The sequence below is a fragment of the Hymenobacter lutimineralis genome (genome assembly GCF_008271285.1).
In the GTDB taxonomy this organism is placed as follows: domain Bacteria; phylum Bacteroidota; class Bacteroidia; order Cytophagales; family Hymenobacteraceae; genus Hymenobacter; species Hymenobacter lutimineralis.
Map to the genome: position 1 here is coordinate 1 of NZ_VTHL01000023.1, position 17,451 is coordinate 17,451.

Annotated in this window: 9 protein-coding genes; 3 read left to right on the plus strand and 6 right to left on the minus strand. The window is 60.3% G+C overall.

Features of this window, described 5'->3' with window-relative positions:
- A partial coding sequence (gene tal / locus FY528_RS17640; RefSeq protein ID WP_149072349.1) for a transaldolase occupies positions 1–1,087 on the plus strand: 1,087 nt, incomplete at its 5' end.
- Between the two features lie 61 nt (positions 1,088–1,148).
- On the plus strand, positions 1,149–2,153 hold the full coding sequence (locus FY528_RS17645; RefSeq protein ID WP_149072412.1) for a glycoside hydrolase family 43 protein: 1,005 nt from the start codon (positions 1,149–1,151) through the stop codon (positions 2,151–2,153).
- Between the two features lie 161 nt (positions 2,154–2,314).
- Here the strand turns inward: FY528_RS17645 and FY528_RS17650 are convergent, their stop codons facing one another.
- From FY528_RS17650 to FY528_RS21445, 3 genes are all read right to left on the minus strand, one after another.
- Positions 2,315–4,690, minus strand: coding sequence for a glycoside hydrolase family 127 protein (locus tag FY528_RS17650; RefSeq protein ID WP_149072350.1), 2,376 nt, complete (start codon positions 4,688–4,690; stop codon positions 2,315–2,317).
- Between the two features lie 218 nt (positions 4,691–4,908).
- The gene (locus FY528_RS17655; RefSeq protein ID WP_149072351.1) at positions 4,909–5,901 is read right to left on the minus strand and encodes a glycoside hydrolase family 43 protein; all 993 of its coding nucleotides are present in this window, start codon (positions 5,899–5,901) and stop codon (positions 4,909–4,911) included.
- 230 nt (positions 5,902–6,131) lie between these two features.
- Positions 6,132–7,979, minus strand: coding sequence for an NPCBM/NEW2 domain-containing protein (locus FY528_RS21445; protein WP_149072352.1), 1,848 nt, complete (start codon positions 7,977–7,979; stop codon positions 6,132–6,134).
- Between the two features lie 501 nt (positions 7,980–8,480).
- Here FY528_RS21445 and FY528_RS17665 point away from each other — a divergent pair.
- Complete coding sequence (locus FY528_RS17665; protein WP_149072353.1) at positions 8,481–9,326, plus strand: RICIN domain-containing protein; 846 nt, start codon at positions 8,481–8,483, stop codon at positions 9,324–9,326.
- A gap of 915 nt (positions 9,327–10,241) precedes the next feature.
- On the opposite strand, the gene FY528_RS17670 is transcribed toward FY528_RS17665, so the two are convergent.
- From FY528_RS17670 to FY528_RS17680, 3 genes are all read right to left on the minus strand, one after another.
- Positions 10,242–13,052: a T9SS type B sorting domain-containing protein gene (locus FY528_RS17670; RefSeq protein WP_187632180.1), complete on the minus strand. Its 2,811-nt coding sequence runs from the start codon at positions 13,050–13,052 to the stop codon at positions 10,242–10,244.
- Between the two features lie 610 nt (positions 13,053–13,662).
- On the minus strand, positions 13,663–15,714 hold the full coding sequence (locus tag FY528_RS17675) for an alpha-L-arabinofuranosidase family protein (protein WP_149072355.1): 2,052 nt from the start codon (positions 15,712–15,714) through the stop codon (positions 13,663–13,665).
- A 12-nt stretch (positions 15,715–15,726) separates the two neighbouring features.
- Positions 15,727–17,427 carry a sodium:solute symporter family transporter gene (locus FY528_RS17680; RefSeq protein WP_149072356.1) on the minus strand — a complete coding sequence of 567 codons (1,701 nt, stop codon included), beginning with the start codon at positions 17,425–17,427 and terminating at the stop codon, positions 15,727–15,729.
- Between the last annotated feature and the right edge of the window lie 24 nt (positions 17,428–17,451).

Sequence of the window (17,451 nt, forward strand, 5' to 3'; positions counted from 1 at the left end):
CAACATTTTAGTGAACGGGGAGCTGGCGCGCCTGCTCACGGAAGATGGCCTGCGCGGGGTCACTTCCAACCCGGCCATCTTCGAGAAGGCCATCGGCGGCAGCGCTGACTACGACGCGGCCATCCAGGCCCTGGCCCAGCAGGGGCTCGGGGCCGAGGCTATTTATGAACAACTCGCCGTGCAGGACGTGCAGCACGCCTGCGACCTGCTGCGCCCGCTCTACGATCAGCCCGACAGCGGCGGTGACGGCTACGTGAGCCTGGAAGTCTCCCCCACGCTGATTCACGACACCGAGGGCACCGTTGCCGAAGGCCTGCGCTTCTGGCACGCCGTGGCCCGGCCCAACGTGATGATCAAGGTGCCCGCCACCATCGAAGGCCTGCCCGCCATCCGCCAGCTCATTGCCCACGGGGTGAACGTGAACGTGACGCTGATCTTCGGCCTGGAGCGCTATCAGGCCGTGGCTGAGGCCTACCTGCTGGGCCTGGAAGACCGCGCTGCCGCGGGCCAGCCCCTCGCGCGCATCGACTCGGTGGCCAGCTTCTTCTTGTCGCGCATCGATGTGCTGCTGGACCCGCAGCTCGAGCAACTGGCCCAGCAGGGCGGCGAGCAGGGCGCGCTGGCCCAGTCCTTGGTGGGCGAGGTGGCCCTGGCCAGTGCCAAGCAGGCCTACCAGCTTTACAAAGGCATCTTCAGCGGGTCGCGCTGGCAGGCTTTGCAGGCGCAGGGGGCGGCCGTGCAGCGCCTGCTGTGGGCCAGCACGGGCAACAAAAACCCCAAGTACGACAACCTCAAATACGTAGAGCACCTCATCGGTCCTGAAACGGTGAACACCATTCCCGTGGAAACGCTGGACCTCTACCGCGTGGGCGGGCAGCCGCAAAGCCGCCTGGAAGAAGGCACCGAGCAGGCGGCGCAGGTGCTCCAGCGGCTGGCCGAGCTGGGCATCGACCTGAATCAGGTGAGCCAGCAGCTCGAGGACGAGGGCGCCCAGAAATTCAACGAACCCTTTGCTAAGCTGCTCAGCACCTTAGAGGCGCAGCGCCAGGCGGCCCTGCAATCGGCCACGGCCGCGCCAACCGTTTAGTCCGGTTTTATCACCCCACTGCTTCCTCCTGCCTCCCACCCTATTTATGATGAAGTACCTGATGTCTACCAATCTACTGCGGCAACCGCTGCGCCTCGGGCTCTTGGGGCTGCTCGGCCTTACGCTGCCTAGCTGCGCGGCCATAGCCCAAACCAGCCCGGCCACTGCTACGCCCGCCAGCGGCGGCAACCCCATCATCAAGCAGAAATACACGGCTGACCCCGCCGCGCTGGTCCACAACGGCACGGTGTACCTCTACGCCGGCCACGACGAGGCCCCCGCCCCCCAGCAAGCCTACGTGATGCACGAGTGGCTGGTGTATTCGTCGAAGGACATGGTGAGCTGGCAGGAGCATCCGTCGCCGCTGAACGTGAAGGCCTTTGCCTGGGCGCGGGACGATGCCTGGGCCTCGCAGGTGGTGGAGCGTGATGGCAAGTTCTACTGGTACGCGGCCGTGGAGCACAACTCCATTCCCGGCAAAGCCATTGGCGTGGCCGTGGCCGACAACCCGCTCGGGCCGTTCAAGGACGCCCGCGGCTCGGCCCTAATTACGAACGACATGACCACGGACGTGAAGATCGGGTGGGACGACATTGACCCGACGGTGTTCATCGAGAAAAACGGGCAGGCCTACTTGTACTGGGGCAACAGCCAGTGCTACTACGCTAAGCTCAAGCCCAACATGACGGAGCTGGACGGCCCAATCCAGAAAGTGACGCTGCCGAACTTTACGGAGGCGCCCTGGGTGCACAAGCGCGGCGACTGGTACTACCTGTCCTACGCCTCGGGCTTTCCCGAGAAGATAGTGTACGCCATGAGCCGCAGCATCGAAGGACCGTGGGAGTACAAGGGCATCCTAAATGAGCTGGCCGGCAACTCCAACACTAACCACCAGGCCATCATCGACTTCAAGGGCAAGTCCTACTTCATCTACCACAACGGCGGCATCAACACCGATGGCGGCTCCTTCCGCCGCTCCGTGTGCATTGACGACCTGTATTACAACAAGGATGGCACGATGAAGCGGGTGGTCATGACCTCGGAAGGCGTGAAGCCAGTTAAATAATCGTCACCGCTTTATAGAAAAAGCCCGCTGGAACCATTTCTAGCGGGCTTTTTTGTATTTCAGCTTAACAGACCGTCATGCTGAGCGGAGCCGAAGCATGACGGTTACTTTCACAACACCAGTATGTGTGACGCCTCGGCATGACGGGCTGAGGGTAAGGCCTACTTGTCGCGGACCATGCGGCAGCCGTAGACGCCGCCGGCGGTTTTGCCGGGGTGGGCCTGCAGCTTCACCACCACGCTGGTTTTGCCTTTGGTGAGGGCGGCGGGCAAGGCGTAGGCCTCCTCGAAGTACTGGCCGGGCTTGTTGTTTTCGAGCACCTGCGTGGCCACTTTCTGGCCATCTACCAGCACGTCGAAGGCGCGGTTGTAGGCGTCGCTGCCCCAGTATTTGATGAGAAGCTGGTGGGTGGCCTTGGGGTCGGTTTTCAGGCGGAAGGCGAAGAAGCCGCCGTCGGTGGCGTGGCGCCACTTGTTGCCGTTTGCGTCGCCGGCCACGGAGTTCTGGCTGGTGAGCTCATGGTCGCGCTCCGGCTGCATTTCCCCGATGCGCAGCTCGTCGGTGGTGCGGGCAGCCAGCTCCCGCTGGCGCAGCCGCTCGGCCTCAAACTCGGCCTGGCGGGCAGCCCACTGGGCAGGCGTGAACTGGTCCCAGTACACGTTGTAGTGCTCGTCATACACCTGATAGAACGGCACCAGCCGCACGGGCTGGGGCTGACTGAGCTGGCTAACCTCAAACGCCACCGCCTGCTGGTCAACCGGCCGCACAAAGCTGCTGATTGTGGGTTGGGTCGTGACAAGCACGGGGGCACCTTTCTGCGCATTGGGGGCCTGCTTTCCGAGCTGACCGGCCAGCAGCCAGGGGCCGTAGAGCATAGCCAGGCGCTGCTGGTTGTCGGGCAAGGCTTCGGTGTAGAGGCTCTTGGGCAGCACGATTTCCACCTGGTCGCCGGAGCGCCACTTGCGGCTGAGTGTTACGTAGCCATCTGGTCCGGCTTTAGCGTCTACTGTTTTGTCGTTGAGACGCAACTTGAGGCCGCCCGTGGCCCAGCCGGGCTGGCGCAGCTTTAGGGGGAACCTGGTGGCTTTGCGGGTCTGCACGGTCAGGCGCACGGTGTCGGCGGCCGGGAAGCGGGAATCTTGGCGTATTGTCACGCTTTTCTCTTTCCACTGTAGCTCCGAGGGCACGTACAGGTTCACGTAGAGGCTTTCATCCTGGCCCCGGAAGTAGATGCCTTCCCCGTACTTAACGTGGTTTTCCATGCCCGTGCCGGTGCAGCACCAAAACGACTCGGTGGGGGTGTTGTAGGCCTTCTTGCCCCCGGCCACCAGCGGCACGAAGTAGCACATCATGCCCGTTTCCTGGTTTTGGGAGGCCAGAATGTGGTTGTAGAGGCCCCGCTCGTAGTAGTCGGCGAGGGCGGCGGTGGGCTGCCAGGCAAACAGGTGCCGGGTCAGCTTAAGCATGTTGTAGGTGTTGCAGGTTTCGGTGGTTTCCATGTTCAGCCGGTCAGCGAGCTTGTCGGGCGCGCCCAGGTGCTCATGGTCGCTGTTGCCGCCGTTGGCGTAGGAGCGGTGCCGGACAATGGCGTCCCAGAAGAACTCGGACGTCGTTTTCTCGGCAGTATTACCCATCAGCTCGTACTGCTGGGCTGCTCCCAGAATCTTCGGTATCTGGGTGTTGGCGTGCTTGCCGGTCAGCTCGTCGCGGCGCTGAGCGAGGGGGCTGAGAATGGCCTGGTGGTTGAAGCGGTAGGAAAGCGTGAGGTACTTTTTGTCGGCGGTGAGGGCGTACACGCTAGCCAGCGCGTCGTTCATGCCTCCGTGCTCACAGGCCAGCATCTGCTGCATCTGGGCTTCGGAGAGGTTGCGCACTTCATCATCTACCCAGTCGGCCAGCTTGATGGCCACGGTTTTGGCCTGCTCGTTGTCGGTGTACAGGTACGCATCTACCAGGCCGGCCAGCACCTTATGCACGGTGTACCAGGGCACCCAGCCGCCGTTCAGGTCGAAGCCGCTGGAGCGGATGTCGCCCCGCTTGATTTCGGCAAACAGCTGGTCTTCCTTCGGGATGCCACCCACGTAGCCGGTCTGGCGCTTGTCCTGGCACAACGCCAGCTCCTGCACCATGTAGTCGACACGCTGCTTGAATTTCACGTCACCCGTGGAGGCGTACGCCAGCGCGCAGGCGGCCAGGTAATGCCCCAGCGAGTGGCCCGAAATGCCCTGGCTTTCCCAGCCCCCGTACTCCTTGCCCTTGGCCGGCAGCCCGGCGTTCTGGCGGAAGCGGGCCAGCAGACGGTCGGGCTCCAGGTCCAGCAGATAGCGCACGTCGCGCTCCTGCGCCGCCTTAAACGGACTTTCGAGCAGGCGCACGTCGCGCAGCGGAAACGCATAGGCCCGCACCGGCACCACCGGCTCCACCTTGATTTTAGGATTACGCCACTCCGGCGCGTACGACTGCGCCGCCACCGGCCCGGCCGCCAGTAGCAGCGCGGCGCTGGTCAGCAGAAAGGAGGAAATAAGCTTGTTTATCATGGAGAAAGCAGAGGAAAGAGGTTGTTGTGCCGCCGAAGCGGATTAAAAGTCAAAAACCGGTAATCATTCATCTGTCATCCTGAGTGGAGCGAAGGACCTTATCACGTTTGAACGACGTGTTCTGGGGTAATAAGGTCCTTCGCTCCACTCAGGATGACAGATGCCTGGGAAGCCAACTTCTTAGCTACTGACCGTTGAGAAACTCAAAAACCCGCTGGCTACGGTGCCGGCGCCACGCCCGCCTTGGTCATAATGACTTTCTGGATAGTACCGTCGGCATTGTAGTAGAGGTAATCCACGCACACGGACCGGCGGAAGGAGCCCCCGGCAGGGCCGTTGGCGCCGTTGTGGTACACGAAGTAGGACTTGCCCTTGAAGTCGAGAATAGCCTGGTGGTTGGTGTTGCTGTTCTCGGCCAGCTCGTTCAGAATGCCCTTGTACTCCCACGGTCCTTCGGGGCTGCGGCTCATAGCATAGGCCAGCTTCTCCGGAAATTCGGTGGCGTAAGAGAGATAGTACCAGTCGCCGCGCTTGTGCACCCAGGGCGCCTCGGTGTAGCTGGGCAGCACAATGGTGTTGATGGGCCCGTCCAGCTCCGTCATGTTGGCTTTGAGCTTGGCGTAGTAGCAGCCCGTATTGCCCCAGTACAGATAGGCCTGCCCCGCGTCGTCGATAATAACCGTGGGGTCGATGTCATCGAAGAAGCTGTTCACCTTCGTGGTCATGTCGTTGGTGATGAGGGCTGAGCCGCGAGCATCCCGAAACGGCCCCAGCGGGTTGTCGGCCACGGCCACACCAATGGCTTTGCCAGGTACTGTGCGGTGGTCGACGGTGGCGTACCAGTAGAACTTGCCGTTGCGCTCCACCACCTGCGAGGCCCAGGCATCGGCGCGGGCCCAGGTGAAGTCGGTCACGCGCAACGGCACGGGGTGCTCGGTCCACGTCACCATATCCGGGGAGGAGTAGCACAGCCACTCCTTCATCTGGTAGCCTTCCTGCGGAAACGGGGTTTCGTCGTGGCCGGTGTAGAGGTACATTTTGCCATCGTGCACCAGCGCGGCCGGGTCGGCCGTGTACTTGTCCCGGATGATGGGGTTGCGGTTGGTAACGGGCGTCACGACCGGCGGCACGAAGGCATCGGGCTTATCTTTCTCGCAGGCCGACAGCAGCCCTAGCGCCGCAATCAGCGGCAGAAAAGCGTATTTTTTCATGAGGAGAGAAATCGTTCGTTTTTGATAAAAGGGCTTCCGCTTTTGAGCCAGGGCGCGTGCTGAGTTTGGGTGTATCGAGAATTCAATCCCCGAAACCGTCATGCAGAGGCAAAGCCGAAGCATCTCGCGTGCTGACGTTAGGATGGTAATTAGTAAGAGGTCTACCACACTAGCGAGATACTTTGGCGCCGCCTCTGCATGACGTTCTTTTCAAATTCCTGAACACGCGCTTAGTTCTTTTTCACCGCCGAAATCCGGTAGAAGCCCGCGCCGTGGCGGCGGATGTAAGGCGCGAATTCACCTGTTACTGGTCCGAGATTTTTGCCCGTCCATAGGTCGCGCACGGTGCAGGGGCCTTGCAGCCCCAGGCTCTCCAGGGCCACGGCGACGCGGCTGGAGTCGGCCGGCATGGGCCGGTAGGGGTTTTTCGTGAACACCAGAAAGCGCACAGTGCCACCCGTATTCTGCGCGGCCCCGGCCTGGTCGAGGCCCACTTCGCCGGTGAGGCGGGTGAAGCCGGCCGGCAGATCGTAGGTAATCATAGAGTTGGCGTGCGTGCCAATGCCACTGGCGTAGGTCTTCCCTCCTACCACCAGTGCGCCGCCCGAAACGCTTTTGTTGGCCGCTACCTGCCCCCAGCCGGCGGTGGCCTTCTGCCAGGGCAGGGAGGAAAGCGCCACGGTTTTCTGCCCATCCGAAAGCGTCAGGTTCAGCCAGTCGGCGTGGTCCCAGGCAATGTCGTCGCCCCCGTCGCGCACGTTCAGGTAGAGCTGGCGCGCCCCGCCAAGGTCAGCCGTTAACTCCTGGCGGTGGCCGGGCGTCTGGCGCGTAATCATGCCGCTGGCCCACACGGCCTCCGTTTCGGGCAGCAGTTCTTGGTCTTGGGCATTGAAAACAGCTAGGAACTTGTCGCCGGTGTTGGGGTCGTCGGCGGTCCAGGCAATCAGGTCGTTCTGGCGGAACAGCTGGCGGTTGCGGGTGCTGCTGCGGTGCACGGCTAGCACTTCGGGGTTGGTGAGCAGGCGCAGGGTAAAGGCGTCGTTGCTGGGCAGGTCGCCGCCGAACATGAGCGGGGAGCGGAAAATGCTCCACAAAGTCATCAGCGTGTACTGCTCGTCGCGGCTGAAGCGCGTCATCCGGTCGTCGCCGCGCTCGGCCCGGATGCCCAGGCGGCCCAGCGGCAGCATATCGGCATCGGGAAAAGCGCCCGGCCCGATGTAGGGTGCCCAGCGGTTGCACACCTCGAAGTGCTCTTTCAGCTGCTCCCAGGAGTCCCAGAAGTCGCCCACGGTGCGCCACATGTTGGCGTGAGCAGCCACGTGGCGGGCTTCGGCAATGGGCGTTTCCCCCGGCGAAGTACTCAGCACGATCTTGCGGCCCGACTTATCAATGGCCCGCCGGATCATCTCCACCTCCGCCTTGTGATAGGGCGAAGACAAGTCGTCTACCTTCACAAAATCGACACCCCAGCCGGCGTAGAGCTTGAACAGGGAGTCATAGTACTCCTGCGCGCCGGGGCGGGCGGCCACCACCGTGTACATATCCCGCAGCCAGCCGGCCTGCCCTTCTTTGGTGTAGATGTCGGCGGCCGTGGCTTTGCTGCCGAGGATGGGCAGCTTGCGCTGCACCGCTACCACCGGCACTCCCCGCATGATGTGGATGCCGAACTTCAGCCCCTTGGCGTGCATATAATCGGCCAGGGGCTTGAAACCCTGGCCGCCAGCTGCCGACGGGAAGCGGTTGGGCGCGGGCACGAAGCGGCCATACTGGTCGATGTTCCAGGCGGGGTCTTTCTCGTTATAGCCGTGGGCGGTGTCGTTGCCCACGTACCAGCGGATATCTACCACCACGTACTCCCAGCCGCTGCTTTTCAGGTTGCGAGCCATGTAGTCGGCATTGGCCTTCACCTCGGCTTCCGTTACGGTGGGGCCGTAGCAGTCCCAGCTGTTCCAGCCCATAGGCGGCGTGGCGGCCCACTGGTGGAAACTGGGGGTGGCGCGCTGGGCCACGGCGGGAATTGCGCCGGTGATGAGCAGCGCGCCGGCCACTGTAGTCAGTAGGTGCCGAAATTGGGGCATAGGCGGGTCCAGGGCTTAGCTAGCAAGTGGTAAAAACGGTGTACTCATCCGGCAACTTCGGTCCTCAGCCTGCCAAAGCCGGGCCGTATGGGCAGGCCCAGCGAAGCACCCCAAACATAATGAGCATGACGGAGGCTAAATCAGAGGTATGCCACTCAGTCTGCCCTCCTCCCCGTTTGCGCTGCCTCCCGAAAGAATGGTTAGCAAAGCTGATAAATTTTCTTTCGATTCACAATCGATTGTGTTTATATAATTCTTACTTTAGGCTCTCATTCCTGACTTGGTGGCGGTAAACGTAGGCGGCCGGATTATCCCAGTCCGGCTTTGCTGCTTGCAGCCTTCCCAGCCGTCCTTTTCGCGCTTTCCTGGTTACCTGGCTCAAGTAGCCCATCCTTTTCAGCCTTACCACAATCGTTTGTGAAAGGTATTTGAGTCGCTCTTTTCCGTCGCCTTCACTTTTTTCTTAACAACTCACTTCTCACTTTTTCACCTCCTCAACGCATGAAAAAATCTGTACTCCTTGGTGCCCTGGCTACGCTTAGCCTGCTGGGCGCAAGCCACCGGACGCTGGCCCAGGCCCAGACGCTGGTAGACGGCGGCACGTACAAAATCACCCACTTCGGCAAGGTAGACCCCACCTCAAAATCGCCGCTCTGCCTCGACGTAGACTTCGACTCGAAAGAGGCCGGGGCCAGCATCGGGCAGTGGGTCGACAACGGCTTTGATGCCCAGCGCTTTGTGCTGGAAGCGCAAACCGACGGCTCCTACAAAATACGCCACATGGGCACTACCATGTATGTGCAGCCGGTGGGATTGGCCACGGCCGCCGGCACCAAAATCGAGCAGAACGTTTCCTCCGACAGCGACGCCCAGCGCTGGCTGATTACCAACACCGGCAACGACCTGTTTGAGCTGATGCTGAAGGCAACTAAAGACGCCGCCAAGCCGCAGGTGTTGGAAGTGGGCTTTGCCAGTGACGTTCCGGGCGCCCGGGTCAACCTCTGGGACGACACCGACTTCGCTGAAGCCCAGCGCTGGCAGTTCACGCTGATTGCCAGCCCCACGGCTAACCGGAAAACCAACCCCGCCGAGTTGAACGCCGAGGTATACCCCAATCCCCTCGGCCGCCACCAGGCCCTGTCGGTGAAAGTGACCACGGCCCGGGGCGGAGCCGCCGAGGTAGAGCTACTGGATGTACTGGGCCACAGAGTGCTCCGCCAGCCAGCTACTCTGCGGGCCGGCCACAACACGGTAAGCCTGAGCCGCCAGCCGCTGGCTGCCGGTATCTACATTCTGCGCGTGAGCCAGGGTAACTACATCCAGCAAACCCGCATTGTGCAGCAGTAGCCACTGACTGGCTACTGCCTGGTAGCTGAAAATAAAAGGGCCGGTTCCTGGGAACCGGCCCTTTTTTGTTGTAAGCGCACCTGCGTTTTGGCCGATGGAGAGGTGCCTGCCTGCGGGCTGAACGACTGGCCGCCTTATAGCACGAAGCAGGCAGGCGTCTCTACACTGCCACTGTCTAAGTAACCTGCCAAAAGTAACCAGACAGTACCTTAGTTGCATGAAACCAACTCCTATCTGCTTAACAGCGGCCGAAGTGCCAACGTTGGAACGGGTGACTGCCTCACAGTTGCAGGTAGTGATTACTCTGCGGGAAAATAGCCGGCATCTCATGCCACTATCGGTTCACATCTAACGGTGGTAAGGATGACGAATAATGAAAACGCTACCGTCGGGGCTTGTGTTCGTGATTTCGTACGTGAACGTGTCCGCTGTCAACGAGCGCACGTAAGTCCGTTTGATCAGACCGCAACACGGTGTTTCCGTAGTGTTCAGCGTAAGTACTTCTCCTTTTCGGGTGTAGCTGATGGGCGCTCCAGTCACTGAGTTATTGCCCGTGCCGGCGCTGAATTGCATAGTGGTAGCTGTTACCCTCAATTTCATCGATTGAGGGCTATTCTTACTGGGGGTCAACACCTTTCCGCTTGCATCCACTTCCTCAAAAATTACGCTGTCGGCCTGCCACTGCCCCAGGAAAGGGTCGGGGGTTGGATCGGCCTTGGAAGTGCATCCCGCTAAAACGATAGGTACCAGAAAGGTCAGTAGTAGAGGTTTCATATACGGCAAGATAAGCAGCTCCGGCACGATGCGAGGTCTGGATATCCCTTTTATGCGGCATAATTAAAAATCGGGCGTATTTCGCTGCCCCTCAAGCACCGCCACCATTCTGTACAGCTTCCACGGCTACGCCTGTGTGCGTTAATAGGCAATGGTCACATATCCTTTGAACTGGGGCCGATTGACGAAGTCAATCAGGTAGAAATACACCCCACCGGGCAAACCTCCGCCGTCCCAGGAGAAGCCTCGGTCGGTAGAGGCGTACACCTGCTTGCCCCAGCGGTTGAATACTTTGATGGAGGCAAAGCGCTGGGCGCAGATATCGGCCGGCAGCATGGGCAGCGTGAACACCTCATTCTGCCCATCGTGGTTGGGCGTGAAGATGTTGGGCGGCACAAACGCCTGCGGTTCGGGGTCCGCCACCACGAAGCGTACCGTTTGCTGCCGCGGCTGCGGCTGACACCCGGCTTCCTGCACCTCGAAGACCACCTCATACCCTTCCGGGAACTCCTCGGTGCAGCGCGCGTCCCAGCGGAAAGTGCCCGCGGCTTGCCCGGTTCCGTTCTGGGCCGTGAAGTGCATACCCGCTGTGGCTAGGTCGAAGCCTACCCCGCGGGCGGTGAGTGTGAGGGGGTCCTGGTCCAAGTCCAGCCCCGTGAGCGTAGCTTCCAGCGTGGTGCCGGGCAGCTGCCGGAGCAGCAAAGGGGCCGGAGCTGCCGCAAACAGGGAGGAAGAGAGGGTGGGCGGACTGTTGGTATCCTCAATCTGCACAGGCACACGCAGATGTGCCGTTTTCACCTCCCCGCACGGCACGTCGGTGGCCGTGAACTCGAATTCGTAGCGGGACTTGCCGGCCACCGGGCAGGGCACCTGCCAGCGAAAGCGGCCCTGCTGCTGCGCGCCATGGGCTTGCTGCGTGAGCTGCGCCCCCACGTCGGCGGGCGAAAAGCCCTGACCGGCCCAGGTGAGCGTAACGGCGTTGCTGTCCGGGTCAACGGCCAGCAGATCGAAGGAAAGCAGCTGACCGGGCCGAACCCGCAATGGCGCCGGGCCCGCCGTAGACGTCAGCACCGGGGGCGCATTGTTTCGGATGACCAGCACCGGTACGCTAACTGTATCATAGGGAGCGTAGTTGCAGAAGAGCGAGCTGGCGTAAAAACCCACATGGTACAAGACGCTATCTTGCTCGATGCAGGGGGCTTGCCAGTTATACGTGCCTTCACTTCGACCTGCTTTCCGCTCCCAGAGCAATTCAGCGGAGGAGCTGGCAGGATACCCCCTGACGTTTGCCCACAAATCGACCGTATCCTGGTCGGCATCCGTGCCCACTACCTGAAATGAGAGCAGTTGACCCGGATGCACCACCAACGGACGGGTGGTGGGCGCCGTAGTCATCACCTTCGGCGGTACATTGCTGTCATCGATGTCGATAACCACCTCGACGCGGGCTGTTTCCGGCCGGTCGCAGTAGGTAGTGGTGGCCTCGAAGATAAACGCGTATTTTTTATAGTAGCGTTCAGGACAGGGCACCTGCCAGCGGAAGGTACCCTTTATTTGCCCCTTCCCCGGCGTCTGGGTTAGCTCAGCTTTACGCCAGTCAGCACCAAAGTCCTTGCCCCGCATGGTGAGCGTCACAGCATCCCCGTCAGGGTCAGTGGCTAGCAGGTCAAAGGTAACCCAGGTGCCGGCGCGCACCTTCAGCGGTTGTTTAGCCGTGGTCGTTAGCGTGGGGGGAGCGTTGGGCGGGCCCGTGCCGATAAAGGCAATCCGGACGGTGTCACGCTTGGGCAGACTGCAGCCGTTGTCGGCCACCACCACATCCAGCAGGTAGACTTTCCCCTGCGTGTCGATGCACTCGGCAAAGCACAGCTGGGAGGCTAAGGTATCGGGCTGGCCGGTCGTGCGCACGGTGCCTTGCTTCAAGGTCAGGGTCGGTAGACCTCCGGTAAAGTTGACCGGGTGCAGCGAGAGCGTGAGACGGGAGGCCGCGTCGGGGTCGGTGAAGCGCAGGGGCACGCAGCGGTCCTGGTCCAACGCCAAACGTAGCGTGTCGCGGCCGGGTTGGTAGGCGCGGGTTTGGCCGGGCAGGCGCGCTGTCAGGTTTGGTTTCTGGTTATCGGGGCAGCTGATGACTTTGAGCTGAAAGTCGCGGCGCACTTCCCCGATTTTCACTCCGTCGCGGTACTCCGAGCAGCGAATGCTAAAAACGAACAGGCCGAGCTGGGAGGGGCGCACCTGCAGGCGGCCCGTCTGCCGGTCGATGTTCAGGGCCGGGTTGCCGGGAATCTGCTGCTCAGTGCTGAAGCCGGGCAGCCAGCGAATGAGGGAGTACGGCGCCGGGCCCGGTAGTTGCGGAATGGGGTCGTCATAGGTAGCATGGCCATTAAGGGGCGTGGCCATTTCGTAAACCAGGGAGTCGCCGTCGGGGTCGGTGCCAGCAAAGTCATAGTAGAACAACTCTCCTTTGCAGGCGTAGTCGCTCAGGGGCGGAAACACGTGGGGCGAGGAGTTATAGAACGGCTCCCCGTCGCGCACAATAGCCGGAAACTCCAGGTAAAAGGTCTGGCCAGCGTTGCCGGGTTCCTCAATGTTGTTGATGGTCCCATTGCGGCAGCAGCGCTCCACCACCACGTAATACCCGGCGGGGTCTGCGTAGTATGTTTCCGTTAGCTCTACTTGGGCATTATAGACAAGGTGGCGCGTACGCAGCGAGGAGGCTTCGCAGGCTGGATTGGTGTAGGCGACAAAGGTGTCCTGAGTACGAGGTAGAATGACACGTTGGACAATCTTATTGGTCCGTTTGGCATAGATTGCCGCTGTCAGCCCATAATCATACGCATCGGGGCTGCCGTTGATGTCGTCAAAGTACAGGTTGAGCGTGAGCTCATAGTAGTTAAAAACGGTATGGCGCAGGTCCATTTCTCCGCCTACGATGTGCGTGGCTTGAGCCACGTGCGTGGAAAACAGTAAAAGAAGTAGATAATATAATACTTTACGCTTCTTCAAGTGATGGAATAGTCTTATTGTCATATTCAGAAAAAGAAGATATCATAGCTCAGGTCTACGATAAGAATATTCAATAATACCGCATTCCTGTCACCAGAGCCTTGAGCTTTACAGAGAACTTCGCTTTCTACAATGCTAGTTGTATAGTCTCAGTATGTTGTGGTGTATTTACCGGTCTGAAATTTCGCACAACGTTAGGGGGTAACTACCCCACGGCAGCGCCAGGCACATGAATTTGTCTGTGCTCAGTGGCACAAGAACCCTACTATCTTCACCTAAGACCCCACCCTGCTCACTCTGTGACTATACAGCCTTAGCCTTACTCAGGCCCTTTTACTTACCATCAGGCTGACCAAAGCAAACCAGTTTCCGGCAGGCCGTATGAAGAGCAAGCAGCCAAGACTAGACTATCACAGCAGGGCAAAATAAAAGAGTGAGTATCTGACCGCGCACAGCTTGCAAAACCAGCCCCTTACCTCTGGTTTTGCTGCCCAACGGTCAGCACTCACTCTTTTTCCCACCAGTACGTAGTTGGCTACCAACCGGTAGCGCAGATTTACTTTTTCCCCGCTACCCGCAGCACCGTGAACGAGTTGGGTGCCAGCGTGTAATCAAAGATAGCCGATGACACCTTGAACTCCGACTCTTTGGGGGCCACATTTGTAGGCTGCTCCAGGGTATTTTGGGCCTGCAGGTCGGGGCTGGCCAGGACAGTGGCTTTGCCGGTTTTGCCCAGCTTTTTGGCCCCGGCCAAATTTACTTTCACCGTGCGAGCTTCGGGTGAGTAGTTCACCAGCTTCACCACCACTTCGCCGGTGCCGTTGTCGGCCACGGCACTCACGAATAGGTTATCCTGGCCGTTTTTGGCATTGCCGGGCAGCTGCACGGGCAGAATAGTAGTGCCTTTGTTCAGGGCGTACAGCTTCTGTACGTAGTAGTTGGTGGTGCCGTAGGAGTTCAGGTTGTCGAACCAGATCATGTTGGGCGTCCACTGCCAAGCATCTACGTGGGCCAGCATGGGCGCATAGGAAGCCATGCCTACCACGTCGGCGTTGCGCTCCAGGCCCGTCATGAAGGCAGCTTCGGAGAGGGCGCAGTCCCAGCTGTTTTTGTTGTCGGGCGAGCCGATAGCCACGCTTTGCGCCGCGTACTCGCCGGCAAAAATCTTGGGGCCTTTGCGGGAGTACTTGTCGTAACGGTCGGCGTGCTCCCGGAACCACTCGGGCTTGGCGTAGTAGTGCTCATCCACGTACTCGGCGTTCAGCTCGCCCAGGCGCTTGCTAGCCTTGTCGAACAGCTCCCCGTCGGGGCTCGGGCCGGCGCTGCTCACGATCTGGATGTTGGGGTACTTGGCCTTCACGGCCTTGGCAAACGGCTCATAGCGCTCCAGGTACTGGGGGCCCCACTGCTCGTTGCCGATGCCAATCATCTTGAGGTTAAATGGGGCTGGGTGGCCCATGGCTACGCGCTTAGCGCCCCAGGGACTGCTGGCTGGGCCATTGGCAAACTCAATCAGATCAATGGCATCCTGAATGAACGTATCCAGGGTCGGGTCGCCGGTGTTGGGGTCGTTGCCGGCGTTGGGGCCGCCGGCGGTGCTGCTCATTGGGGCCAGCTCAGCCGAGTTGAACTGACAGGCCATGCCCACGTTCAGGATGGGCAGGGGCTCGGCCCCAATGTCTTCCGAGAGCTGAAAATACTCGAAGAAGCCCAGGCCGAAGGATTGGTAGTAGTCGGGCGTGGAGCGGTGCTTGAACTCCATGTTCCAGCGGTTGATGAGTGGCTCCCGGGAAGCCACGTCGCCAATGGTTTTCTTCCACTGGTACCGCTCGGCCAGGGTGCGGCCCTCCACAATGCAGCCGCCGGGAAAGCGCAGAAAACCGGGCTGCATGTCTTTCAGCAGCTGCACCAGGTCGGGGCGCAGGCCGTTGGGGCGGTTATTCCAGGTGTCTTTCGGAAACAGGGAAACCACGTCCACGTCCACGGTGCCGGCGCCGTCCAGCGTAATCTTCAGGTGGGCTTTGGCGTCGGTGGCCGAGGGCTTAATGGGCAAGGAATACTTCTTCCACTCACTCGTCAGGCCCGAAACCTGGGCCTGGGCCAGGGGCTGGCCTTTCTCGCTTTCCAGCGTCACCGTCAGGCTGTTCACGCTGCCGGGGCCTTTGCGGGCGTAGAGCGAGAACGTGTACTCGGCATTCTGCTTCACACCCATGCCGCGGAAGCCTTCGTTCACCATGCCCGCATCGGGCCCGGCCACGCGGGCGTTCAGCCGCACAAAGTGGCGGTTGGTAGCGCTAATGGGCTGCTGGGTGAGTACGGCGTAGGTTTCGAGGCCGGCGCCCCCGCGCAGGGCCTTCCACCCTACCAAGTGCTCATCGGTTTCAAACGACTTGTTTTTGACGAGCTCGGGGTACAGCCCACCGTCGGCGGCGAAGTTGATGTCCTCGAAAAACAGGCCATACATGTTTTTCGACACGGCCCCGCCGGGCTTGTTTACCTGCACCGTGATGGTGGTGGGAGCAGCGGTTTGGGCAGCGGCGGGCAGCCAGCTCAGCCCCGTGAGGCCAGCGGCCAACAAGCGTACGCGAAAGGTGGGAAGTGGAAGCATTAGAAGAAGGAGTTACCAGAATTTGACGTAGAGCGCCATGAGCATCAGCATGGTAATGACAATGAGTGTCATCGTCTGCCGGCTCACGCGGAACATACCAGGGTTGAGGTCAATGGCCTTGGCATTGATAGCCGGGCCAGCGAGGCTGGTACCAATCATCAGCACCATGGTGATGGCGAAGGATAGGCCCATGCAGATGAGGAAGGGAATTTCAAACTCGCCCTTACCATTGGGGAAGGCCGTGTACAGCAGGGTTTCGCGGCCCAGCACGGCGGGAGCGTACTCGTTAAAGAACACCGACAGCGCAAAGCCCGCCAGGATGCCCACGATGCCGGCCGTAGCCGTGGTGCGCTTCCAGAACATGCCCAGCAGGAACACCGCCAGAATACCGGGCGAGATAAAGCCCGTGTACTTCTGAATGAACTGGAACCCGCCTTCGCCGCCGATGCCCAGCAAGTCCTTCCAGGTGAAGGCCACGCTCAGAACTACCGCCGCCAGAATGGTGAGGCGGCCTACCCACACCTGCTTTTTCTCCGAAGCCTCTGGGGCCAAGTAGCGCTTGTAGATGTCGAGGGTGAAGATGGTGGAAATGGAGTTTACCTTACCGGCCAGCGAAGCCACAATGGCGGCCGTGAGGGCGGCCATCGACAAGCCTTTCAGGCCGTTGGGCAGGAAGGAAAGAATGGCGGAGTAGGCATTGTCGGAGTTGAAGGAACCGGTGGAGGCCATTTCGGCCTGCAGGCTACCGTTCTTGTAGAGCACGTAGGCGGCAATGCCGGGCAGCATCACAATCACGGGCATCATCAGCTTGAGAATACCAGCGAACAGGATGCCGGTGCGGGCCGTGTGCAGGTCGGCACCCAGGGCGCGCTGGGTAATGTACTGGTTGCAGCCCCAGTAGTTGAGGTTCACAATCCACTGGCCGGCCAGGTACATAGCAATGCCGGGCAGGGCCAAGTACTTATCTACCTCCGGCTGCGGGGTGGCATCGGTGGGCTTGGGGAAAATCATGTGGAAGTGGTCGGGGGCCTTTTCCATAAGGGCCGTGAAGCCCGAGAAAGCGCCGCCGCCGAGGCCGAACTTGGTGCTTACCAAACTCAGAGCAATGTAAGTCGTGACGAGGCCACCTACCACCAGCACTACCACCTGCACCACGTCGGTGTAGCCGACCACCTTCATGCCGCCAATGGAAATGAGCAGGGAGAAAATGGCCAGCAGGATGATGATGGTGTGGAAAGAGTCGCCGCCAATGAGGTTGCTAAGCGCCAGGGCGCCCAGGTACAGAATGGAGGTGAGGTTAACCAGCACGTACAGGAACAGCCAGAAAATGCTCATGATCAAGCTGAGCGTGGAGTTGTAGCGCTGCTCCAGAAACTGCGGCATCGTGAAGATCTTGTTCTTCAGGTACACCGGCATAAAGAACACGGCCACGATGATGAGCACCACGGCCGCTACCCACTCGTAGGCCGCTACCGCCACCCCTACTTTGAAGCCGGAGCCCGACATGCCGATGAACTGCTCGGCCGAGATGTTGGAGGCAATCATGGAGGCGCCAATGGCCCACCACGTCAGGGAGCCTTCGGCCAGGAAGTAGTCTTTGGTGCTTTGCTCGGCCTTCTGCTTGCTCTTGTAGATGTAGAACCCGTAGGCCGAAACCCCGATCAGGTACACGAAGAAGACGAGCAGGTCTAGCGTCGTAAGGTTATTGCTCATGAGGAGAGGTGAAAAAGGATAGAG